Here is a 21,717-nt window from a genome sequence, read left to right as displayed (position 1 = left end):
AGGGTCAACCTGTCGAACGTCGCGTCGTCCAGCAGGGCGCGACCGGGCTTGAGTTCAGCGGCGGTCGAGGCTTGTGACATCGTTGTCTCCCATCGGCTGGCCACCCGTTGGGGGCGGCGTGAACGCGCCGAGACGATGACCGGCGAGGGCGTCGAAGATATCGATGTCGGTGGCCTGCTGCCACGGTGGCAACTGCGCCCAGTCCGCGACGTACCCGGGTTTCGGATCTCCGAAGTGCCGGTACATCTGCCCGAGCCAGCAGAGGGCCACGAACTGTCCCCGCTGGGTGGGCGTGAGTCTGCCCGCCGCCCCGCCGGTCACCTCGACGAACCTGCGGACCTGCTCCTCGACGGCCGCGGCCGCCGCCCGTTCCCACAGTGGAGTGTCCGCCCAGGGCGTGACGTAGCTCGCCCTGGGCTCTCCGGGGTGGTGTCGGTGCACGCCGGCTATCCAGGCCACCCGCAGCGCCTCGCCGGGTTCCATGCTGCTGTTCACGCTCGCTCCTGTCGTCAGTGGATCAGGTACTCAGGGCCGCGATCTGCGCGTCGACTTCGGCAACTCGCCGGTCCGCGCCGAGTTGGCGGAGCGCCGGCCGCGCCGACCGTAGCCGGCTGGCAACGGCGCCTGAGCCGGCCGCCAGGGGCAGGGCGGCCGAGGCGTGGGCAAGCACCTGGTCGATATCGCCACGACCAGCGCCAACGGTGATCAGATCAGCGAGGACCGCACCCCTTCTTCGGGCGGACAGCGGCTGGTTCAGCGCGGCGGTCAGGCTGGCCGCCGCGGCCGCGTGGTGACCGAGTCGGGTCTGCCACGCGCCGCGCTCCTCGGCCAGGCGCGAACCGTCGAAGCGGAGCCATCCGGTGTTCCGTGCCACGGGTAGGCGCAGTACCTCACCAGCGCACTCCCACGCCCGCCGGCAGGACGGCCCGTCACCGGCCGCGGCGTGCGCCTGGGCGGCTACCGAGGCGACCCAGAAGCGGGTTGTCAGTTGCCGGTCGCCCTGGGCGGCGACCCTGCCGGCGGCGTCCAGTACGGCGAGGGCGTCGCGGGGCCGACCGGTGTACAGGCACACGTAGCCGTGGCGGACCATGGCGCAGGCCTGCCGGTCGGCATCCGCCGCGTCCGCGGCCGCGGACGTCGCCAGTGCGTAGGCGTGGGCCGCCTCCTCGTACCGGCAGGCGTCGAAGAACACTTCTCCGGTCAGTTGCAGAGCCTCACTGAACGTGGCGAGCATCGGTGTGGTCTCACCGATTGCGTCACGGAGCACCCCGGCGATCATCAACAGATGGTCATGTAGTGGCGGCAGCAGAGTCTGCTTGTCGGCCGTGGCGGCGAACCGCTGCCACAGCGCGGCTGTGCCACGCGACAGGGCTGCGCAGGTCGCCGACCCGGTCACCGTGACGGCGGAAGACAAAGGGGCTATGGCCGCGGCCACGCCAGCGACGCGCAGAATATCTCGGCGGTACACAGCGTCATTCTCCCCGTCGGCGATGGGCGAACCGGGCAGCGTGAACCACAGCCGCTTTGGCGGAATATGCAGGGTTCGCGCCCAGTGAACCAGGCGATCCAGATCCTGGACCGACCCCCCAGTCTCGATCCTGCTCAATTGGGACTGCGTCAGCCCGATCCACCCGGCCACGACCTCTTGCGACAGTGGTGCGGCGCGGGCGGGATGACGGCGGTAGGCAGCGATCACCTGCCCCATATGCCGTGCTGCCAGTGCCTTTTGCAGCGACGGATGCTGCCAGAACGACGGGGGAACCACGGTGGGATGCGAGGCCGAATGGTGACGACTCACTGCCGGTCCGGTAGCCGCTCGCACGCACGTTCTTCGCCCTGCTCGGTTGTCGTCACCTGCCTACTCTACGAGCTTCGCGGGCACGCGGCGGGTCACGGCGGCGATTCCCTGTGCCGTACTCAACGGGATCAGGTAGCGCGGGGCGGCGGGGTGTCGGCGCAGGGGATGTTGGCGACGCCGCGGGCCGCGCCGGTGACCGTGTTGTCGCAGGTCACCCGGTTGGTCGACGCCGGGGTCAGGCGGAAGCCGAACCCCGGTCCCGCCACCTCGGCGACGTTGGCCGAGAACACGTTGTCGCGCCCCCAGCCGGGCAGGATCTCGTGGGTCTGGAAACCGTCGCCGCGCGAGCGTCGGCCGCGGTTGCCGGCGACCGTCCAGCCGTTGCCCTTGACGTCCACCCACGAGTCGGCGTACGCCCCGGCCAGGCGCGCGCCGTCGAAGGTGTTGCCGAGGATCTGCCCCGCGGTGGTCCCCTCCTTGACGTCCACGGCCTCGGCCGCGGTCTGGGCGATCCGGTTGTCGCGCACGACGTTGCGGTCGGAGGCGTCCGGCGCGCAGCCGGAGACCGCGCACCACTGGGTTTGCGCCGAGCCGATGTAGACGCCCTCGCCGAACTCCGGGTGCCGCAGCCCGGTGGCGCGCACCACGCTGTCCACGACGAGGTTGTCGGTGGAGAACTCGCGCAGCCGGATCCCCTCGTCGCCGGTCCGCTCGACGGTCAGCGCCCGGAGCTGTGCGAACCGGGTCCGGTCGGCGACCACGCCCTTGAGTCCGTTGCGGACGGTCAGGCCGACCAGGCGCACGTGGGCGGCGCCGTCGAGGTGCACGACGTAGCCGCTGCCGGTGCCGGAGCCGTCCAGCACCGCGGCCGGGCCGCCGCAGATGTGGATGGGCGCGGCGGCGGTACCCGAGACCCGGACGACCAGGCGGCCCGGGTGTACGCCGTCGGCGAGCCGGACGGAGTCGCCCGGCCGGGCGGCGTCGACGGCCGTCTGGAGGTCCCCCGCGTCCCGGGCCGTGCGGGTCGGCGCGGGGCAGGCGGCGCCGGGCGGGTCCGCCGTCGGCGTCGCCGCCACGGGCGCGGGCGAGGCGCCGGGAGTGCCGCCGCGGACGGCGGCGACCCCGGCGGTGCCGGCCAGGACCACGACGGCGGCGCCGGCTGCCCAGGACAGCCGGTGCCGTGCGCTCACGGCCCCGCCCGGCGGTCCGGCTCCGGCGCGGGGTGGGGCGTCGGGCCGGGTCCGTAGGGGGCGCGGCCGGCGACGCGGGGGCGGCGCCGGCCGGCCAGCCCGGTGCCGGCGGCCAGCAGGAGCAGCAGGGTCCACAGGATCGTGGTGGGTGTCGCGTACCGGGCCGCCGCGGCCCAGCCGCTCGGTCCGGGTCGGCGCTGCAGGGTCCGGTTCTCGCCGACGTCCACGCCGCCGTCGGCCTGGGCGGTGTCCAGGGCGGACGGACCGGTGGTGGCCAGCAGGTTCTCGCTGGCCGTCGAGCCCGCCGCCGACCCGACGAAGGAGATGCCGTGGCGGTGCGCCTTGGTCACGGTGTTGCCCTGCACCACGGCGACCGCGTCGCGCACGTAGACGCCGTTGCCGACGTCGGCGATCACGTTGTCCACGACGGACGCGCCGGTGCCGGCCAGCACCGCCACGCCGTGCCGGCGGGTCTCCCGGACCTGGTTGTTGGCCACGGTCACGTGGGCGGCGCGGCGCAGGACGATGCCCATGTCGCCGCCCACCACCCAGTTGCTGCGCAGGGTCAGGTCCGCGGCGCCGTCGACCACCATCCCGTGGTGGGCGTTGTTGCGGGCCACGCCGCCGGTGATCGCCGTACCGTCGGTGCCCGCCACGACCGCCGTGGCCGCCGCGGCCGCGGGGTCGGCGCCGACGACGAAGCCGTCCTGCCGGTTGTCCTCCGCCCGGCACATCACCAGGGCGACCCCGCGGGCGGCCGCCGCGCTGACGAAGCCGCTGCCCCGGTTGCCCCGGGCGACGGCCTGGGTGACCCGCGCGTCGCGGACCGCACCGGCGAACACCAGCCCGTCGGTCAGGTTGCCGGCGAGCGCGGTGTGGGCGACGACGACGCCCGCGGTGTCCGCCAGGTGGAGGCCGACGGCGTTGCCGGCGAACTTCGCGCTGCGGACCAGCGCGGTGTAGGGCGCGGCGCCGCGGGTCGGGGGCGCGCCGGTGACGCTGACCCCGCCGGTCGGCCCGGCGCCGAAGCCCAGGCGCAGGAACGCCGCGTAGGTGAACTGCGCCGTACCGCCGACCACCCGCAGGTGCGCCCGCCCGTCGGCGGTGGCGCCGTCGGGTGCCGCCGCCCGCCGGTCCCAGCTCGTGACCGTGACGGGGGCGCCGGGGGCGCCGGTGACGGTGAGCCGCCCGCCGAGGACGTACAGGCCGGTGTACCCGTCCGGGCCGCTGGCCAGGCGCAGGGTGAGGCCGCCGGGGTCGGCCACGTCGAGGGTCGCCCCCGCGGGCACGAGCAGGCTGGCGCTCAGCAGGTACGCCCGGGTATCCGCCGCCGCGAGGACCGGCGGCGCGGACCGGCGCAGGTCGGCCAGCGTGTACGGGGCGGCGCGCGGGACGAGCACGAGCACGTCGCGGCCGGCGACGACCGTGGTGTAGGGCGCGGTGGCGGCGCCCGCGAGGGTCGACACCTGCGCCCGGAGCTGCGCCAGCCAGCGCTCCTCGGCGGCGACCGCGGCGGCCTGCCGCGCCTGCGCAGGGTCGGCGGCCGGCACCGGCGCGGGAGCCGCGGTCGACACCGGCGCGGGCCGGCCGGCTGTCGACGGTCCGCTGACAACGGTCCCGTCGGCCGGGGCGGACGTGGCCGGGGCAGGCGGGACATCGGCCGGGGCGGAGGTGGCCGGGCCAGGCGGCACGTCGGCCGCCGGGGCAGTGGCCGGGGCGTTGGCCGTCGGGGCGGGGGTCGCCGGGGCCGCGACCGGGCGGACGGATCCCGGCCCCGGGGCCGGGGTCGGGCGGGCGGCGGCCGGGGGCGCGGCGCCGGCCGGGGCGGCTGCCGCCGGCCCGGCGAGCGCGGCGCCCAGCAGCGCCGCCGCGAGCAGCACCCCGCGCCGCGCCGCGCGCCGCGGGCGGGACCGCAGGGCGCTCACGCGTGGGCTCCCGTGCGCCGGCCCGCGCGCGGGCGCCGGCCCCCGACGCGGGGCCGGGGGCGCAGCGTGCCCGCGTCCTGGCCCTCGCCGCCGATCCGGTCCGGGGTGCGGGTGAGCCAGCCCTGCCGGTTCATGGTCAGGAAGGCGTACAGCTTGATCGGCAGCGCGACGGCGATCACGACGAGGGCGACCAGCGGGAGCAGGAGCAGCTCGCCGAGGTGCCGGCGCAGGTGCGACCAGCCGCGGATCCCCCGGCCCACGAGCAGCCAGGCGACCGCCAGCAGCACGCCCCCGGCCGTCGGGCTCAGCCGCGAGGCGACCAGGTACCCCAGCGTCATCCCCATCGTCAGCGGGGTCAGCAGGATCTGGAGCACCGTCACCTTGGTGACCAGCGGCGCCCGCCAGAGCCAGCCCTTCCAGGCGGCGGTGAGGTAGCACCGGTAGGAGTTGCGCGACCAGCGCACCCGCTGCTTGACGAACGCGCGCAGCGAGGCGGGGAACATCGAGACGGCGCGGGCGCTGGACTGGTGCACGGTGCGGTACCCGGCGGCGAGCACCAGCCAGGTCAGCCGCCCGTCGTCGCCGGCCACGCAGCGGCGGCCGAGGAAGAACTCGTCCTCCAACTGGTCCAGGACGGGCAGCACCGCGGCCCGTCGGTAGGCGGCGGTCCGGCCGGAGAGGCAGGCGACGGCACCGGCCCGGCCCATGGCCGGCACGTAGTCGTAGTACCGGAGGTTGACCAGCCAGTCCGCGATCCGCCGCCAGACGCTGGAGGTGCGCTGGTACACGTTCTGCTGGGTGCCGACGCCGCCGACCCGCCAGTCGGCGAACGGCATCTGGACCGCGGCCAGCAGGCCGGGCTCCCAGCGGGTGTCGGAGTCGACGAGGACGACGACGTCGCTGACCGCGGCGCGGATGCCGACACCCAGCGCGGAGCGCTTGCCGCGGTGGGCGAACGGCAGGATCCGCAGCCGGGGGTCGCGCCGCGCGCGCAGTTCGGCGATGACCTGCGTGTCGCCGAGGTCGGGGACGACGATGACCTCGTGCGGGTTCTGCTCCAGCCAGGTGTCGAGGCACTCGCGCAGGATCTGCGGGTCCTCCCGGTAGGCGGGGACGACGACGGAGACGGTGGTGCGGAAGTCGTTGACGACCGGCCGGGCGAGCCGGGACAGCACCAGCCGGTAGATCCAGATGCCCCAGACGAGCACCCCGGCGACGCCCAGCGGCATCAGCTCCCGCCAGGTCGAGGCGCCGAGCGCGCTGACGAGCCAGGACCACAGGGCGTCGAAGGACCCAGAGTCGGGCATACTTCCCTTCCCACGAACACACCGGAAAGCGGTTTGTCTTGGTGATCCGAGGCGGCGACAGCAACGGACCACGGCTGTCGCATAGCACCGTAGGCAGGGAGTGCCGGGTATTCCAAATCATCCGTCGAATTGACTGTCATTGTTTTCGGCAGGGTCGGATGACTGGCGGGAAATCGGGCGTTTTCGCTGGTGAGATGGCCAGGAAGGGTTGACGAAAGGGCTCCGGCGGTCGGCGGCCGGGGACCGGGCGCCGACCGCGACAATTGCGCCGACGAATGCGTGTCCGTGCGGCGGGGGACTCAGTACACGAAAAGCAGCCGGTTGGGACTTCCCGATCCCGCGCCCGCCACCCGGTACTTGGTCGAGCGCGCCGCCAGCGCTCCGGCGACCTGGGCCGGGGTCAGCCGCGGATTCCGGCTCAGCAGCAGCGCCGCCGCGCCGGCCACGTGCGGGGCCGCCATGGAGGTGCCGCTGCCCTTGGCGAGGCTGGCGTTGTCCAGCCGGAACGCCGACACGATGCCGACGCCGGGGGCGAACAGGTCCAGGCAGCCGCCGAAGTTCGAGAAGCGGGCGCGGCGGTCCCGGGAGTCGGTGGCGCCCACGGTGATCACCTCGCGGACGCGGCCCGGCGAGCTGCCGCACGCGTCGCGCCCGTCGTTGCCGGCGGCGGCCACGAACGTGATGCCCCTGGCGATCCCCCGGCGCACGGCGTCGTCGAGCGCGGGCGAGACGCCGCCGCCGAGGCTCATGTTGACCACGGCGGGGCGGCGGGCGTGCGAGGTCACCCAGTTCACCCCGGCGATGATCTGCGAGTACTGGCCCCAGCCGGCGCAGTTGAGCACCCGCACGCCGACGAGCCGGACCGACTTGGCCACGCCGTAGGTGTTGCCGCCCAGGGTGCCGGCCACGTGCGTGCCGTGGCCCTCGCAGTCGTTGGCGTTGGCGCGCCGGTTGACGAAGTCGTAGCCGTACCGGGCCCGGCCGCGGAACTCGCGGTGCGTGGTGCGCAGGCCGGTGTCCAGCACGTACGCCGTGACCGTGGCGCGGGCGGCCGGGTACCGGTAGGTCCGGGTCAGCGGCAGCCGCCGCTGGTCGACCCGGTCCAGGCCCCAGGACGAGGAGCGCTGCACGGTCTCGGCGCGCACCCAGCGGTCCTGCTCGACGGACGCGACGGCGGGGTCGGCGGCGAGCCGCCGGGCGCTCTCCAGCGGCATCCGCGCCGCGAAGCCGGCCTGGCCGGCGGCGTAGGTGGCCGTGACGGCGGCGCGGTAGCGGCCGGCGACCGAGGCCGCGGCGGCCGGGCCGCCGGCCGGCGGCCGGCGCCAGGTGACGATGAAGGAGCCGGGGACGGCGAGCCTGTCGCCCTCGTGCAGGACCGGGCCGGCGGCCGGCGCGAGCCGCGGCGCGGCGGCCGCGGGCGCCGGGACGGCCCCCAGGCCGGTGGCCACGGCGAGGCCGGCCAGGCCGGCGGCGAGGCGGGTGCGGGCGGGGTGGGACGTCATCCGTGACTCCTCCATCGTCACCGGCTCCAGCGCCAGGCCGCTGAGAGCCTGACGTTGCCGGCATTGTCGGTCGACCGGAGCTGGGCCCGCATGGTGCGGGGCTGGGCGGCGGCGACCAGGGGCAGGACGTACGGGCCGCGGGTGTCCCGGGCGACGACGCGCCCGTTGACCCACAGCGCGACCTCGGCGACGCCCGAGGCGTCGGTGGTGCGCACCGGCACCCGCACCAGCCCCCGGACGCGGGCGCCGCCGCGCGGGCCGCCGATCCGGGTGACCGAGGGGGCGTGGTTGTCGACGTACACCGGGCGGTAGGTCAGGGCGGCGTTGCCGGCCCGGTCCCAGGCGCGGGCGTACAGCCGGACCGGGCCCTCGGCGCCGCGGGAGTCCCAGCTCGGGAGGTACGGCGCGGTGCTGTCGGAGGAGACCTTGACGCCGCCGACGAGCAGGTCGACCCGGGCGATCCCGCTGCTGTCGGCGGCCGTGACCGCGACCTGCACCCGCCCGCGGACCGGGGCGTGCGCGACCGGCGCGGCCACGGCGACGGACGGCGCCTCGTTGTCGACGGTCGCCGGCACCGTCAGCACGCCGAGGACGCCGTGGGCGTCCTGCGCGACGACGGTCAGGCCGACCTGCGCGGACCGGCCGTCCGTGGCCAGGTCGTGGGTGTGCGGGCCGGCGCCCGCGGCGCTGGCGGCGACCGTGCCGTCGACCAGCAGCGCGACCGCGGCGACGCCGTCGGGGTCGGTCGCCCCGTAGCTGAGGCGGGCCGTCCCGCGCAGGAGGGCGCCCGGGGCCTGGTCGAGGGTGGCGGCCGGGCCGCCGGCCGGCGTGAACCGCTGGACCGCGGCCAGCGCGTCGACCCGCCCGTGGGTGGTCCAGCCGGTGGTCGCCGCGTCGGCGGTGTCGGTCAGGGCGGCGGTGAGGTCGGCGACGGACGCGGCGGGGTCCGCCGCCAGCGCCAGGGCGGCGATGCCGGCCACGAGCGGGGTGGCGGCGCTGGTGCCGCAGAACTCGCGCCACCAGTCGTAGCGGTCGCCCGCGATGACGCAGCCGGGGGCGGCGACGTCCACCCAGGACGCGCCGTGGTTCGACCAGGGGTACCGGCCGTCGGTGGGTGTCGCCGCGCCGACGGCCACGACGCCGGGGCTGGCGGCGGGGTAGAACCGGGCGGCGGTGCCGTCGTTGCCGGCCGCGGCCAGGACCAGGACGCCCGCGGCCACCGCGTCGGCGATCGACTGGTCGAGGGTGAGGCTGTCGACCGCGCTGCCCAGGGACAGGTTGACGATGTCGGCGCCCTGGGCGACCGCCCAGTCGACCCCGGCGGCGATGCCGGCGATGTCGCCGTCGCCGTCGGCGTCCAGCACCTTCACCGGCATGATCCGGCAGCTCCAGCACATGCCGGCGCTGCCGCCGTGGTACCCGCCGCCGACGGCGTCGTCGCCCGCGCCCGCCACGGTGCTGGCGACCATCGTGCCGTGGCCGTGGTCGTCGACGGGGTCGGCGTCGTTGTTGACGAAGTCGTACCCTGGCGTGATCCGGCCGGCGGGCAGGTCGGCCGTGGCCATGACGCCGGTGTCCAGGACGGCGACGGTGACGGCCGGGTCGCCGGTCCCGTACTGCCAGGCGCCGGGGGCGGCGATCCGGTCGAACGCCCACTGGTCGGGGCGGAAGTAGTCGTCGGCGGTGACCACGGCGGTGATCCGCGCCCGGGTGTTGCGCTCGACGTACCGCACGGCCGGGTCGCGGCGCAGCGCGGCGGCGGCGGCGCCGGCCTGGCCGGCGGGGACCGCCACGGTCGCGGCGGCCAGGCCCGGCACCGGCGCGGCGGCGGTCACGTCGACGCCGCGGGCGGCCAGCCGGGCCACGGGGGCGGCGAGGGTGGCCCCCGGGCGCAGCCCGACGACGAGGTCGCCCGGCGGGGCGGCGGCCGGCGCCGACGCGGCCAGCGGAGCGGCGGCCGGCGGGGCCGGAGCCGGCGCGGCCGGGGACGCGGCCGGCGCGGGGCTCGCCGGGGCGGCGGCGGGCAGCGCGCACACCGCGGCGGCGGTCGTGGCCGCCGCGAGCAGGCCGGCGGTGGAGCGCCGGTGGCCGTGCTGCATCGTGTCGCTGCCTTCCTGGCACCGGGGAGGTCCCCGTCCGTGGGGCGTGCGGGTACCCATCGCCCGCGGGACCGCCCGCGTGAGTGCGGACGGGGTGCGGCTCGGTTGCCGTGCCGGCCGCGGACGTGGTGCGGCCCCGCCACCGCGCCCGAGGGCAGCGACGGCGGGGCCACGTGCGGGTCGGGCTAGCGGACGGTCACGTCGAAGCGCGGGTCCGCGGCGATCCGGCGGAACTCGTCCAGGGCGCCGGTGGAGCTGTCGATGCGGATGTCCGATCCGTTCTGGTCCTTGGCGGTGTCGAACCAGAACATGCCCTTGATCGCCGGGAACTGCTTCATCTCGTCCAGCACCGTCGACAGCGTCTTGGCCTTCTGCGCGGGGTCCGCGGCGTACTCGTGCACGCCCCACTCCGAGAGCATCAGCGGCTTGCCGGCGTGGTGGGCCTGGTGCCAGTTGTAGAAGCCGGGGAACTTGGTCTTGTCGGTGGTGCGGTTCATCAGGTCCTTGAGGGTGCCGTAGTGGTAGCCGCCCGGCTGCGACGCGACGTAGGCGTCCAGGCCGATCCAGTCCACGACGTCGTCGCCGGGGTACAGCTCGTTCCACCAGGGCTGGTTGTAGAACTTCTCGATGCCCATGTACGCCACCACGAACACCGCGTTGCCGACGCCGTTGGCGCGCATCCGCTGGACGGTGTACCGGAACATGTTGGCGAAGTCCTTGGCGGTCATGCCGGAGCCCGGGGTGTTGTTGACGTCGTTCTCGGGCTCGTGGTGGAAGGTCAGGAAGAACTTGTCCTGGTAGGTCGCCTTGAGGTACGCCGACAGCTTGTCGATGCGGGCGTCCTGCCGGCCGGCGGCCACGTCGGCCCACTTGCCGCCGTAGTTGACCTTCCAGTTGATGAACAGCAGGCGCTGCTTGCCGGGCTCGTTGGCCATGGCGACCTCGGCCTTGGTCGGGAACATCTCGTCACCGCGGTGGTACGTGTGGTACACGGTGTTGCCCTCGCGGCCACTCTTGGCCTCCCACTCGCGCATCGCCTGGTCGCGCGGGGTCTCGGAGAAGCCGCCCGCGGCGGCGCCCCAGAGGATGTTGCAGCTCGGGACGAGCAGGGCGTCCACGGTGCACGGTCCGGTCGGGGCCGGGGTGGACGGTGCCGGGGTGGGGTTCACCGGTGCCGGGGTGGGGTCGACCGGTGCCGGGGTGGGGTCGACCGGTGCCGGGGTCGGCGCGGTGGCCTTCACCACGGTCAGGCGCAGCGTGGGCTTGCCGGCGGCGGCCTCCGAGGACCGGAACCGGGCGAGCTTGGCGACCGGGGTGGTCACGGCGAAGGCGTAGACGCCGCCGGCCAGGACGTTCTTGCCCAGGTCGAAGGTGACCGTGGCGGCGGTCGGCGCCGGGGCGGCCGCGGCGATGTCGGTACCGACGGCGGGGCGGCTGCGGTGGGTCAGCGCGGACTCGGCCCAGGCGGCGGAGCCGGCCTTCTTCAGGCGCAGCGCGGCGGGGAACGTCTCGACGTCGCGGGTGAGGGTCAGCGTCGCCTTGCTGACGCTGGTGCCGGCGGCGAGGGCGCCGACCTTGAACTTCAGGTACGTGGTGTAGGACTGGGCGCCCGAGCGGCCGGTCACGAGCTTCGTCCACGACCCGGTGGCGGTCTTCGTGGCGCCGCTGACGCTGTAGGCGTCCTCGACGGCGACGTACGCCGCGGTCGAGGTGGTGGCGGCGGCCGCGCCGGTGGCGACGACGGCGCTCGCGCCGCACATGACGGCGGCGGCGAGGAGCGGGAGGGCGGTGCGTCGGGTGGCCTGGCGGACGCCGAACCGGGTGATGGTTCGCTTGCTCACGAAGAAGCTCCCTTGGCTGGTCGGCACCGCAGCGGTTCACCGCGGCCACTTACGACAGTCGGGGGGCCGGAGTTCCAACCGGGTCAGGGGACGTTGCCGTTCGGGAGCGGGCCGCCCGGCTGGCCGACGCGGGCCCGGAAGCGGGGGTCGGCAACCGGCCCGCACCCCGACCGCGACCGCGGAGCCGGGCGATACCCTCAGTGCCGTGCAGGAGGGGTCGATGGGAACGGGTGACACACCGCCCGGCCCCACCGCCGCCACCGCGAACCGACCGAGGAGGTCGCCATGTCGTCGACTCTGCTGCCGCCACCTCGGCTGGACGTCGTACCGGAGCTCACCGAGCGCTGCGACCGCTGCGCGGCCGCCGCCAAGCTGACCTTCCGCCTGCCCACGGGCGGGGAGCTGGTCTTCTGCGGCCACCACGCGAACCGGCACACCGAGGACATCCTTCGCGCTGCCGCCGTCGTGGTGATCGAGGACGGTTTCGTCTGGCAGGGCGCCGATCGGGTCGCCAGCGGCTGACCGGCCCGCCCGGCCGCCGCGCGGCCGCCCCCGGCTGCCCGCCCGCGTGAGTCGGGTCACACTCCGGCCGGGCCGCGGATCCGGCTAGCGTGAGGGCATGGCCTCTTCCAGCGCGTACCTGCCGGAGCACCTGCACGCCTACACGCTCGCCCACACCACGCCCGCCGACGACCTCGTCGGGGAGCTGGTGGCGCGGACCAGGGAGGCACTGCCGGAGCAGTCCCGGATGCAGATCTGCCCCGAGCAGGCGACCCTGCTGGCGATGCTGACCCGGCTGACCGGCGCCCGCGACGCCGTGGAGGTCGGCACGTTCACCGGGCTCAGCTCGCTGGCCGTCGCCCGGGCGCTGCCGGCCGACGGCACGATGCTGTGCCTGGACGTCTCCGAGGAGTACACGGCGATCGCCCGGGAGTTCTGGGCGAAGGCCGGCGTCGAGGACAAGGTCACGCTGACGCTCGGGCCGGCGGTGGACTCGCTCGCGGCGCTGCCCGACACCCCGCGGTTCGACCTCGCGTTCATCGACGCCGACAAGGTCAACTACGAGCGGTACTGGGCGGCCCTGCTCCCCCGGATGCGCACCGGCGGCGTCATCGTGGTGGACAACGTCCTGTGGAGCGGGCGGGTGCTGGACCCGGCGGAGGACGACGCGGACACCGCCGCGCTGCGCGCGTTCAACGCGCTGGTGGCGCGGGACCACCGGGTCGACACCGTCATGCTGCTGTTCGCCGACGGCCTCACGGTGGCGCGCAAGCGCTGACCGGCACCCGGTGACCGGCACGATATTTCCCGCTCGGTACCGGTATGAGCCATCTTCTCGTTACGCTTGATCTTCACCGCAAGGGTGGAGGTCGAGCGTGCCGCGCTCTCCCGCAGTGCACCGCCTTCCCGCGGCGCTGGCGGTCCTCGCCGCGGCGGCGGCCGTGACCTTCGGGGTCGGGGCGCTGCTGCGGTGGGTGGCCGGCGGCACCGGCGTGCCCGGCGGCTTCGGCACCCCGCCCCCCGAGGCCGCCGTGACGCTCGTCCTCGCCGGGCTCGGGCTGCTGACCGCCGTCGGCCGGCCCGCCCTGCCCCGCCGCTGCGCCACCCGGGTCCTGGGCGCCGCGGTCGCGGCCTTCGGTCTGCTCGGCGTGGTCGAGCACACCGGCCTGGTGACCCGCTCCCCCCTCGGCGAACTCGCCCGGCGCCTCCTGGACACCGAGGCCGCCGCCCGCCCGATGTCCGCGGCCACCGGCTGCGCCCTGCTGCTGCTCGGGGTCGCGCTCGCGCTCCTGGACACCCGCCCGCCGGGCTACATCACCTGGCCGCAGGTCTTCGCGCCCGCCGCGGCCACCATTGCCGGCGTCACGATGCTCGCCTTCCTGTTCCGGGAGACCTCCGTCCCGGCCGTCGGCGCCCTGGTGGCGATGACGCCGCTGAGCGCGCTCGGCACGCTGGTGCTCAGCATGGGCATCTTCGCGGTACGGCCGGAGCAGGGGCTGCTGCGCCGGCTGGAGAGCCTGGGGCCGGGCGGCACCCTCGCCCGGCGCGTCGGCCCCACCGTCCTGCTGCTGCCCCTGGGCATCGCCGTGCTCTCCGGCACCGTGATCCAGGCCGGCTGGGGCGAGCCCGCCCTCACCGTGGCGCTGAGCACCGCCGCCTTCGCACTGGTCCTGCTCATGGTCCTCGGCGGCACCGCCCGGGTGATCGACGCCGCCGACGCCGCCCAGCGCGGGCTGGTCGACGCGCTCGCCGCCGAGCGGGACTTCACGGCCACCCTGCTGCGCTCGCTGAGCGAGGCCGTCGTCGTCACCGACGCCCAGCTCCAGGTGATCGACGTGAACCCCGGCGCCTGCCGGCTGCTGGGGCGCCGGCGGGAGAGCCTGGTCGGGCAGCGCCCGCCGTACTCCTGGGAGGAGCGCGACGCCCAGACCGGCGCCGGGCTGCCCCGATTCGTACTCCGGCCCGACGGCGCCCGGGTGCCCGTACTGGCCATGACGGCCCCGGTGCTGGACGACCAGAGCCGCCCCCGGGCGTACGTGAGCACCTTCGTCGACATGACCGAGCAGCAGCGCGCGGAGGACCGGCTGGCCCGGCACACCGCCGAGGTCGAGCGCGCCAACGCCGAACTCCAGGCGCGCGCGGACGCCCTGGTCGAGGCGGCGGCGTTCAAGGGCGACCTGATGTCGATCGTGTCGCACGAGGTGTCCCAGCCGCTCAGCTCGGTGGCCAGCCTCGCCGAGCTGCTGACGACCGAGTGGGCGGACCTGCCCGACGACATGCGCCAGGAGCTGGCCAGCAAGATCGACCGGAACACCCGGCGGCTCACCGGAATGATCAACGACATGCTGCTGCTGTTCCGCCTCGACGCCGGCGTGGTGTCGGCGCGGCGCGCGGCCGTACCGGTCGCCGAGGTCGTCGAGACCGTCGCCGACACCCTGCCGCCGGGCGCGCCGGTCGCGGCCGACCTGGACGGCCAGATCCTGGCGCTGGTCGACCGGGGCCACCTCTGGCAGGTCCTGCACCACCTCGTCGACAACGCCGTCAGCTACGGCGACCCGCCCGTGGAGGTCACGCTTGAGCGGCGGCCGGAGGGCGTCGTCGTGGCCGTCCGCGACCACGGCGTGGGCATCCCGGAGGAGGACCGGCCGACGCTGTTCGAGCGGGTGGCCCGGCGCAGCGGCGACAAGAAGCGGGTCAAGGGCACCGGGCTGGGGCTGTTCATCGTCCGGCACCTGGTGGAGCTGAACGGCGGGGCGATCTGGTACGAGCCGGCGGACCCGCGCGGCGCCCGCCTGGTGGTCCGGCTGGAGGCCGCGGGCGCGGCGACGCTGCCGGAGCCGCCGGCCACCCGGCCCACGGCAGCGGCCGGGACCCTGGCCGCCCCGGTCCGGGACGAGTCGATGACCCGGTAGGCGGGCGGCCGGGCGCGGGGCCGGTCAGGCGGCGGCGCGCTGGGCCTCGGCCATGGCCAGGCTGGAGAGCAGCCGGGCCACGAAGCGCCACTGGCCGAGCTGCGCCACGTCACGGGCGTCGCTGGCGGCCAGCAGCGGCACGCCGGCCGCGGCGAACAGGCCGGCCAGCCGGCCGGCCGGGGCCCGCCAGGACTCGCTGACCTCGACGGCGGTGCCGCTGCACCGGCACGCCTCGACCAGCGGCGCGAACACGCTGTCGTCCAGCTCGTCGAGGTCGAGGCCGACCTGGGCCAGCAGGCTCAGGGGGCGGGCGAGCTGGGTGGGGGCGTACCGCGACGCGCGCTCCACGGCGTGGACGCTGGCCTGCACGGCCAGGTCGACCACGTCGACGGCGCGCAGCTCGCCGGCCCGCAGGGCCTCGGCCACGCGGCGGGGCTCCAGCAGCGCGCCGCCCACCGGCAGCCGGCCGACGCTGACGCTGAGGGCGTCCAGCCCGCCGAGGTCCTCGGGGAAGTCGAGCCAGCCGTCGGCCCGCACGACGTCGACCTCGACCGCCATGCGCAGGTCGACGTCGGTGCGCTGCTGCGCGCGCAGGATCGACTTCTGGTACACGGGCAGCCAGTTGACCCGGGGGCTGACGATGTCGGCGAAGGTGAGCTGGCGGAGGCCGACGCGCTCGGCGGCGGTGACGATGGCGCCCACGCTGTCGCGGCCCACGGAGAACCCGGTGTGCACGTGCGCGTCGGCGTTGAGGTCAATCAACGGCGTCACGAGATCGCGGTTCGCCACGGTTACTCCCCCATCAGGCTGCTGTTCTTCCGCGACCTACGATCCCCCGCCCGCACCGGCGGCGCCGTTGTCGCCCGGGTGCAACCGCGGTGCGGGCCGCCCGGCTGGTCACCGGCCGCGCACCCGGGCGCGGGCGCCCGCGTCAGGGCGGCGGCGGCCGGCGCGGTCCGCGGGTACCCGTCAGGGCGCGGGGGCGGGCGCGGGGGTCTGCGGCGTGGCCGCGGTGGTGGGCCGGCGGTAGCGGTAGCCGAAGCCGCGCACCGACTCGACCGGGGAGGCCTCGGGGTCGGTCCAGCCGAGCTTGCGGCGCAGCCGCAGGACCGCGAACTTGACCCGCTCCTGCCCGATGCCGGTCGGGTCGTCCCACGCCTGGCTGAGGAGCTGGTTGGGCGACAGGACCGCCCCGGCGTGCCGGACCAGCGTGTTGAGCAGGCGGAACTCCGTGGGGGTGAGGCGCACCTCGTTGCCCTCGACGAAGACCCGGCGGGAGGTCGGGTCCAGGTGCAGGACGCCGTCGTCGTACACCTGGGAGGCCCAGGACGTGGAGCTGGTCGAGCGGCGCAGCAGCGCCTCGACCCGGGCGAGCAGCTCGGCGTTGGCGAACGGCTTGGTCAGGTAGTCGTCGGCGCCGCTGCGCAGTCCGCGCACCTTGTCCGTTTCCTGCCCGTGCGCGGTGAGCACCAGGACCGGTACGTCGCTGATGTCGCGCAGCCGCTCCAGGACCTGCCAGCCGTCCATCTCCGGCAGGCCGACGTCCAGGACGATCAGGTCCGGGTGCTCGGCGTACGCGTCCCGCAGGCCGGCCCGGCCGTCCCGGGCGTGGTGGACCTCGTACCCGGACCGGGTGAACAGCAGCTTGAGGGCCAGCGAGATGTCGGGGTCGTCCTCGACCACCAGCAGTCGGCTCATCCGTTCGCCCCGTTCCTACGCTCACGCCGGCCGATCGGGAGGAAGCCGGCACCGAGTTGAACAGCGGATACCACTATAAGCGGAAAAATCAGCCGCACGGAGCCCATGTCGCGCAGAGCAGTCACCTACGCCGCCGGGCGGCGTCGGCCAACCCGGCCCCGGGCTACCGATTCGCACCCGAATCGCTCTCGTAACACACCCGGGCCGGCGGCCCAGGTGCCGAATGACAGGGCATGCCCCCACCGATCCTCCCCGTCCGCGACGGCGCGCACGTCCGCCTGGTCGCGCTGGACCGCCACGAGGTGGCCCGCCTCGGCCTCGCGTACCTCGCGCAGCGCAGCGCCGGCATCGCCATGGTCGGCCACGCCGCCGGGGCGCAGGAGGGCCTGCTCCTGGCCGCGCACGCCCAGCCCACCGTCGTGGCGATCGGCATCGAGCTGGCCGACGGCGCCGGCTTCCCGGCCGCCCAGGAGCTGCGGCGCCGGTACACCACCCTCGGCATCGTCCTGCTCACCCACGAGCCCGACGAGGACCTGCTGGCCCGCGCGTCCGAGGCCGGGCTGTCCGCGCTCGTCAGCCGCGCCGCCCCGCTGCCCACGCTGGCCGCCGTGATCCGCCAGGCGTCCGTCGAGCCCACCCGCTTCCGCGCCCCCGGCGCCGCCCTGCTCCCGCGCGCCCGCCGCACGGCCGTACCGGCCCTGAGCGCCCGCGAGCAGCAGGTGCTGGCCCGCCTCCCCGACGGCGAGACGCTGGAGTCGATCGCCGAGGCCCTGGAGGTCAGCCGGCGGACCGTGAAGACGTACGTCGCCCGGATCTACAGCAAGCTCCAGGTGCAGAACCGCGCCCAGGCGGTCATCGTGGCGGCCCGCCACGGCCTGCTGCCCCAGCAGCAGGGCTGACGCCGCGCCGACCCGGCGCGGGCCCGGCGCAGCGCGGCCGGCGCAGCGCCGGCGCAGCGTGGCCGGCGCGGGGCGCGCCGCCGCGCGGGTGGGCAGCTCCGCCCACCGGCCGGGGCGTGAAAGGTCCGCGGAAAGAGTAGCGTCGGCTGTCCACGCCGCGCGCCCGGCAGGCAGGCGGCCACGACCCCGGGGGTGGTCCGTGCCGCTGCGCCTCCTGCACCACCTCGCGGGCTGGCTCGGCCAGTGGCCGCCGCTCGCCCCGCTCCAGGTCGTGGGCTCGGGCCGGCGCGCCGCGCCCGGGTGGGACGGGCGGATCCACCCCCTGCTCGGCGTCGCCTGCCCGGACGGGCTCATCCTGTCCGTGCCGCCGGGCGTCGCGGCGCTGGTCCGCCGCGAGACGCGGGACGCCAAGGTCTGCGACCTCCCGCCGGAGCTGCCCCGGCTCGTCGGGTGCCCCGGGCACCGGCTCGCGCACGGCGTCTTCCGCTGGACGACCGCCCCGGCCGCCCTGCCCGACGCCGGCCGGTGGCTGGCCGCCGACGACCCCGCGGTACCGGCGTGGCTGGCGGTGTTCGGCCGCGAGGTCCTCGTCGCCCGCGACCCCGACACCGGCGCGCACCTGGCGGGCGTCGGCGTCAAGCGGCACACCGCCGACGGCCACGAACTCGCCGTGCGCACCGCGCCGCGGGCGCGCGGCCGGGGACTGGCGGGCCGGCTGGTCGCCCAGGCCGCCCGGCGCAGCCTGGACGAGGGCGCGGTACCGACCCTGGTGCACGACCCGGGCGACGCGGCCGGGGCCCGGGTGGCCGACGCCGCCGGGTTCGCCGACCGCGGCTGGCGGTACTGCGGGCTGTCCGAATCAGTACGATGACGCCGTGAACTCCGCCCTCGCCCACGTGGTGATGATCACCGCCCTCGCCCTCGCCGCCGCCGGCGGGCTGGCGGCGCTGCTCGACCGACGGCCCGGCCGCCTGCTCCAGCTCGGCGCCGGCCTGGTCGAGCTGCTCCTGGTGGTCCTCGCCGTGGTCGTCGTCGTCGAGGTCGTCGGCGGGGACCGGCCCGCCGAGGCGGCCACGTTCCTGGGCTACGCGCTGACCACGCTCGGCGTCCTGCCGGCCGCGGTGGTGCTGGCCCGGATGGAGCCGACCCGCTGGGGGTCGGCGATCATCGGCGGCGGCGCCCTGCTGCTGCCCGTCCTCATCCTGCGGCTGCAACAGGTCCATGGCTGAGCGGGCGCGCTCCGGTACCGGGGTCGGCCGGGTGCTCGTCTACGTGTACGGGCTGTTCGCCGTCGCCGCGGGCGCCCGGGCCGGCGTCCAGATCGCGACGAAGTTCGCGGTCGCGCCCGTGGCCTACCTGCTGTCGGCGGGCGCCGCGCTCGTCTACCTGTGCGCCGCGGTCGGGCTCGCCCGCGGCGGTACCGGCGGCCTGCGCGCCGCCCGGGTGTGCTGCGCCGTGGAGCTGGTCGGCGTCCTGGCCGTCGGCGCGGCGAGCCTGCGCTGGCCGGCGGCGTTCCCGGACGCCACCGTGTGGTCGCACTTCGGCGAGGGCTACGGCTACGTACCGGTGGTCCTGCCGGTCCTCGGCCTGCTCTGGCTGCGCCGCGTCAGCCGCTGACCCCGCCGGCCGGCGGTGCGGCGCGGCGGTACACGCTGATGCCGGCCTCGGTGCCGACCAGGGTGTAGCCGCGCGCGGGCAGCGTGGCCACGTACGCGCGGTAGGCGGCCGGGTCCAGCGGGAAGCTGCCCGGGGGCTCGCGGACGGCGATCCACTCGGTGTCCGGCGGCCGCGGCACCGGCAGCGGGTTGCCCCGCGGGTCCACCGCGTCCGGGAACATCCGCACCGTGCACCGGCTGACCAGGTGCGGGGCGATCCGGTTGTCCGCGGCGACCACCGCGCCGTCGGGGACCGTGGCGGCCAGGAACCGCTTGGCGGCCACCACGGTCGAGGACACCCGGCGCTGGCCGGGGTCCAGCAGCAGGCCCAGCGGCTGGTCCCGGACGGTGCCGACGACGGCGTACCCGGCCACCAGCGCGGCCACCGCGACCGTCACCCAGGGCACCCGGGGGGCCACCGCCGGCCGCGCCCGCAGCCAGCCGGCGAGCCGGGCCAGGCCGTCCACCGCGGCGACGAACAGCAGCGGCATGAGAACGCTGTTGTAGTGGAACCCGACCGCCCAGTACGCCGGCTTCTCCGTCCAGAAGCGCAGGGCCAGCGGGACGGCGGCGACCAGCGTCAGCGGCGAGAGCAGGGCGAGGAAGCCGACGCAGAGCAGCAGCAGGTACACCAGGTGCCACTTCGCGGCCGGCGCGAACAGCCGGACCAGCGGATTGGCGGCGCCGCCGTCGGCGGTGCCCAGGTAGGGGTACTCCCCCGCGGGATTGATCGCCGGGATCACCACGAGCAGGACCAGCAGGCCGACCGCCACCCCGATCCCGGCCAGGACCGCCCCGCGCCGCCACTGCCCGCGCAGCGCCAGGTACCCGCCGACGGCCACCACCAGCGCCGCCTGGTCCTCCTTGACCAGCAGCAGCGGCAGCGTCCACCACATCGCCGCCGCCCACCGCTCGCGCAGCAGCGCCTCGGCGGCGAACGCGAGCAGCGGGACCGCGAACGCGATCTCGTGGAAGTCGAACACCATCGCCTGCTGGATGCCGAACGACAGCGCGTAGGCGACGCCCAGCAGCGCGCCCGGCCAGGTGCCGAGCCGGTGCATCCCGATGCGGGTGACCGGGATCACCGAGACCGCGAACAGCAGGGCCTGCGCCACCACCAGCGTGACGGGGCTGGGGAGTACGGCGTACGCGGGGGCGAGCGTGGCCAGGATCGGGTGGAAGTGGTCGCCGAGCAGCGGGAAGCCCGGTCCCTTGAGGTCGGCGGTCGGGGCGCGCAGCTCGGCGTACGACCGCACGGCCTGGGTGAAGATGCCCAGGTCGAACGCGGTGGCCTGCATCCGGGCGTAGCGCAGCACGCCCAGGGCCGCGTACAGCGCGGCGAACACCGCGGCCAGCGCGTACGGGACCACTCTGACTCTGCCCACCGACGTCCTCTCGTCCCGACTGTCGCCGTTCGTCCCGACTGTCGCCGTCGCGGGGTGAGGCTACTCGTTGAGCAGGTCGTAGACCGGCCCCGGGGCGTCCGCGGCGGCGGCCGGGGCGGCGGGGACGTCCGGCGCCCCGTACCCGGAGTAGGTCGCCACCCGCGAGTACGCCCTGGCCCTGCCGGCGGCCGGCACCTTCAGCTCCAGCCGGCTGAGCCGGTTCTGGTCGTCGACCTCCGCCACGAACGGCACCGCGGCGGCCGCCGGCCCCAGCGCAGCCACGGTCTCCGCCGGCACCACCGCCGGGTCGGCGAGGGCCACCAGGTCGACGGTCCCGCGGTAGGCCGCGCCCTCGCCGACGACCTCGCCGGTGTGGGCCAGCAACGCGGTGGCGCCGGTCGGGTCGCCGGCGAACTCGGCGAGCAGGTCGGTGCGGGTGACCTTCGCCGGGTCGATCCGCAGCCAGGTCGACGGCACGTCGAAGCCGGTGATCTTGCGGCTGGCGGTGATCCGGGTCCAGAGGTCCTTGTCGACCTTGAGGAAGCGCGTCTGGACGACGAGCCGGTCGCCGTCGGCGCGCGGGCTGAACTCGGCGTAGCCGCGGCCGGCGGCGGGCTCGCGGGCGCCGGCACCGGTGCTGTCGGCGTCGCTGAGGGTGTACCGGAAGGCGGTGTCCTGGTCCGGGGCGGCGGCGCGCAGGGCCTCCTGCGGGGTGCGCAGGCGGCCGGCGGTCTGGCCGGCCCCGCGGCCCCCGTCGCCACACGCCCCCAGGGTCGCCAGCAGCGCGGACGCCAGCAGCAGGACGGCCGGACGGGTGAGACGGCGGTCGATGCGATCCACGAGCGAGAACCCTCCCCGGCGGCGCCACCGCTCCGCCGCGCCTGGTCACCGCGGGCGGCCGGGCGCCGGCGCGGGTGCGGCCGGGGTCGCGGTGCGGCGGATCCGCACCTGGCCCGCGGCCGGGTCGAACAATAGCCAGCCGCGGCGTGGATTTTCCAGCCCGGA

General features: G+C 75.9%; 19 protein-coding genes. 7 read left to right on the top strand and 12 right to left on the bottom strand.

Annotated features, from left to right (window positions below):
• Window positions 1–54: 54 nt before the first annotated feature.
• From IEY75_RS03950 to IEY75_RS03915, 8 genes are all read right to left on the bottom strand, one after another.
• On the bottom strand, window positions 55–495 hold the full coding sequence (locus tag IEY75_RS03950; RefSeq protein ID WP_229789331.1) for a hypothetical protein: 441 nt from the start codon (window positions 493–495) through the stop codon (window positions 55–57).
• A gap of 22 nt (window positions 496–517) precedes the next feature.
• Window positions 518–1,765 carry a helix-turn-helix domain-containing protein gene (locus tag IEY75_RS03945; protein WP_189112799.1) on the bottom strand — a complete coding sequence of 416 codons (1,248 nt, stop codon included), beginning with the start codon at window positions 1,763–1,765 and terminating at the stop codon, window positions 518–520.
• A 161-nt stretch (window positions 1,766–1,926) separates the two neighbouring features.
• Window positions 1,927–2,988, bottom strand: coding sequence for a right-handed parallel beta-helix repeat-containing protein (locus IEY75_RS03940; protein WP_229789330.1), 1,062 nt, complete (start codon window positions 2,986–2,988; stop codon window positions 1,927–1,929).
• On the bottom strand, window positions 2,985–4,913 hold the full coding sequence (locus tag IEY75_RS21215) for a right-handed parallel beta-helix repeat-containing protein (protein WP_189112798.1): 1,929 nt from the start codon (window positions 4,911–4,913) through the stop codon (window positions 2,985–2,987). Before IEY75_RS21215 ends, IEY75_RS03940 begins: the two co-directional genes overlap by 4 nt.
• A complete protein-coding gene (locus tag IEY75_RS03930) occupies window positions 4,910–6,220 on the bottom strand; it encodes a glycosyltransferase (protein ID WP_189112797.1) in 1,311 nt (436 codons plus the stop codon). Before IEY75_RS03930 ends, IEY75_RS21215 begins: the two co-directional genes overlap by 4 nt.
• A 299-nt stretch (window positions 6,221–6,519) precedes the next feature.
• Window positions 6,520–7,722, bottom strand: coding sequence for a S8 family peptidase (locus IEY75_RS03925; RefSeq protein WP_229789329.1), 1,203 nt, complete (start codon window positions 7,720–7,722; stop codon window positions 6,520–6,522).
• Window positions 7,723–7,739: 17 nt separating this feature from the next.
• Complete coding sequence (locus tag IEY75_RS03920; protein WP_189112795.1) at window positions 7,740–9,821, bottom strand: S8 family serine peptidase; 2,082 nt, start codon at window positions 9,819–9,821, stop codon at window positions 7,740–7,742.
• A 185-nt stretch (window positions 9,822–10,006) separates the two neighbouring features.
• Window positions 10,007–11,662 carry a DNRLRE domain-containing protein gene (locus IEY75_RS03915; protein ID WP_189112794.1) on the bottom strand — a complete coding sequence of 552 codons (1,656 nt, stop codon included), beginning with the start codon at window positions 11,660–11,662 and terminating at the stop codon, window positions 10,007–10,009.
• A 285-nt stretch (window positions 11,663–11,947) separates the two neighbouring features.
• On the opposite strand from IEY75_RS03915, the gene IEY75_RS03910 reads away from it, so the two are divergent.
• The 3 genes from IEY75_RS03910 to IEY75_RS03900 all read left to right on the top strand — a co-directional run bounded on the left by IEY75_RS03910 (window position 11,948) and on the right by IEY75_RS03900 (window position 15,075).
• Window positions 11,948–12,184: a DUF7455 domain-containing protein gene (locus tag IEY75_RS03910; RefSeq protein WP_189112793.1), complete on the top strand. Its 237-nt coding sequence runs from the start codon at window positions 11,948–11,950 to the stop codon at window positions 12,182–12,184.
• 97 nt (window positions 12,185–12,281) lie between these two features.
• A complete protein-coding gene (locus IEY75_RS03905) occupies window positions 12,282–12,941 on the top strand; it encodes an O-methyltransferase (protein ID WP_189112792.1) in 660 nt (219 codons plus the stop codon).
• Window positions 12,942–13,038: 97 nt separating this feature from the next.
• Window positions 13,039–15,075, top strand: coding sequence for a sensor histidine kinase (locus tag IEY75_RS03900; protein ID WP_189112791.1), 2,037 nt, complete (start codon window positions 13,039–13,041; stop codon window positions 15,073–15,075).
• 24 nt (window positions 15,076–15,099) lie between these two features.
• Here the strand turns inward: IEY75_RS03900 and IEY75_RS03895 are convergent, their stop codons facing one another.
• Entirely contained in the window at window positions 15,100–15,864 is a 765-nt protein-coding gene (locus IEY75_RS03895; protein WP_189112790.1) for a hydrolase, read from the bottom strand.
• Between the two features lie 180 nt (window positions 15,865–16,044).
• Window positions 16,045–16,773 carry a response regulator transcription factor gene (locus IEY75_RS03890; RefSeq protein WP_189112789.1) on the bottom strand — a complete coding sequence of 243 codons (729 nt, stop codon included), beginning with the start codon at window positions 16,771–16,773 and terminating at the stop codon, window positions 16,045–16,047.
• Between the two features lie 233 nt (window positions 16,774–17,006).
• On the opposite strand from IEY75_RS03890, the gene IEY75_RS03885 reads away from it, so the two are divergent.
• From IEY75_RS03885 to IEY75_RS03870, 4 genes are all read left to right on the top strand, one after another.
• On the top strand, window positions 17,007–17,672 hold the full coding sequence (locus tag IEY75_RS03885; RefSeq protein WP_189112788.1) for a response regulator transcription factor: 666 nt from the start codon (window positions 17,007–17,009) through the stop codon (window positions 17,670–17,672).
• A gap of 199 nt (window positions 17,673–17,871) precedes the next feature.
• Window positions 17,872–18,543 carry a GNAT family N-acetyltransferase gene (locus IEY75_RS03880; RefSeq protein ID WP_189112787.1) on the top strand — a complete coding sequence of 224 codons (672 nt, stop codon included), beginning with the start codon at window positions 17,872–17,874 and terminating at the stop codon, window positions 18,541–18,543.
• 4 nt (window positions 18,544–18,547) lie between these two features.
• Complete coding sequence (locus IEY75_RS03875; RefSeq protein ID WP_189112786.1) at window positions 18,548–18,901, top strand: hypothetical protein; 354 nt, start codon at window positions 18,548–18,550, stop codon at window positions 18,899–18,901.
• Window positions 18,894–19,289, top strand: coding sequence for a hypothetical protein (locus IEY75_RS03870; RefSeq protein WP_189112785.1), 396 nt, complete (start codon window positions 18,894–18,896; stop codon window positions 19,287–19,289). Before IEY75_RS03875 ends, IEY75_RS03870 begins: the two co-directional genes overlap by 8 nt.
• On the opposite strand, the gene IEY75_RS03865 is transcribed toward IEY75_RS03870, so the two are convergent.
• On the bottom strand, window positions 19,279–20,712 hold the full coding sequence (locus IEY75_RS03865) for a DUF2079 domain-containing protein (protein WP_189112784.1): 1,434 nt from the start codon (window positions 20,710–20,712) through the stop codon (window positions 19,279–19,281). The genes IEY75_RS03870 and IEY75_RS03865 overlap by 11 nt on opposite strands.
• Window positions 20,713–20,772: 60 nt before the next feature.
• Complete coding sequence (locus IEY75_RS03860; RefSeq protein WP_189112783.1) at window positions 20,773–21,552, bottom strand: hypothetical protein; 780 nt, start codon at window positions 21,550–21,552, stop codon at window positions 20,773–20,775.
• Window positions 21,553–21,717 lie beyond the last annotated feature (165 nt).

The sequence above is a fragment of the Pilimelia terevasa genome (assembly GCF_014647915.1).
Classification (GTDB): domain Bacteria; phylum Actinomycetota; class Actinomycetes; order Mycobacteriales; family Micromonosporaceae; genus Pilimelia; species Pilimelia terevasa.
The sequence above is the reverse complement of the archived record's forward strand: the minus strand, read 5'-3'. Positions and strand labels throughout refer to the sequence as shown.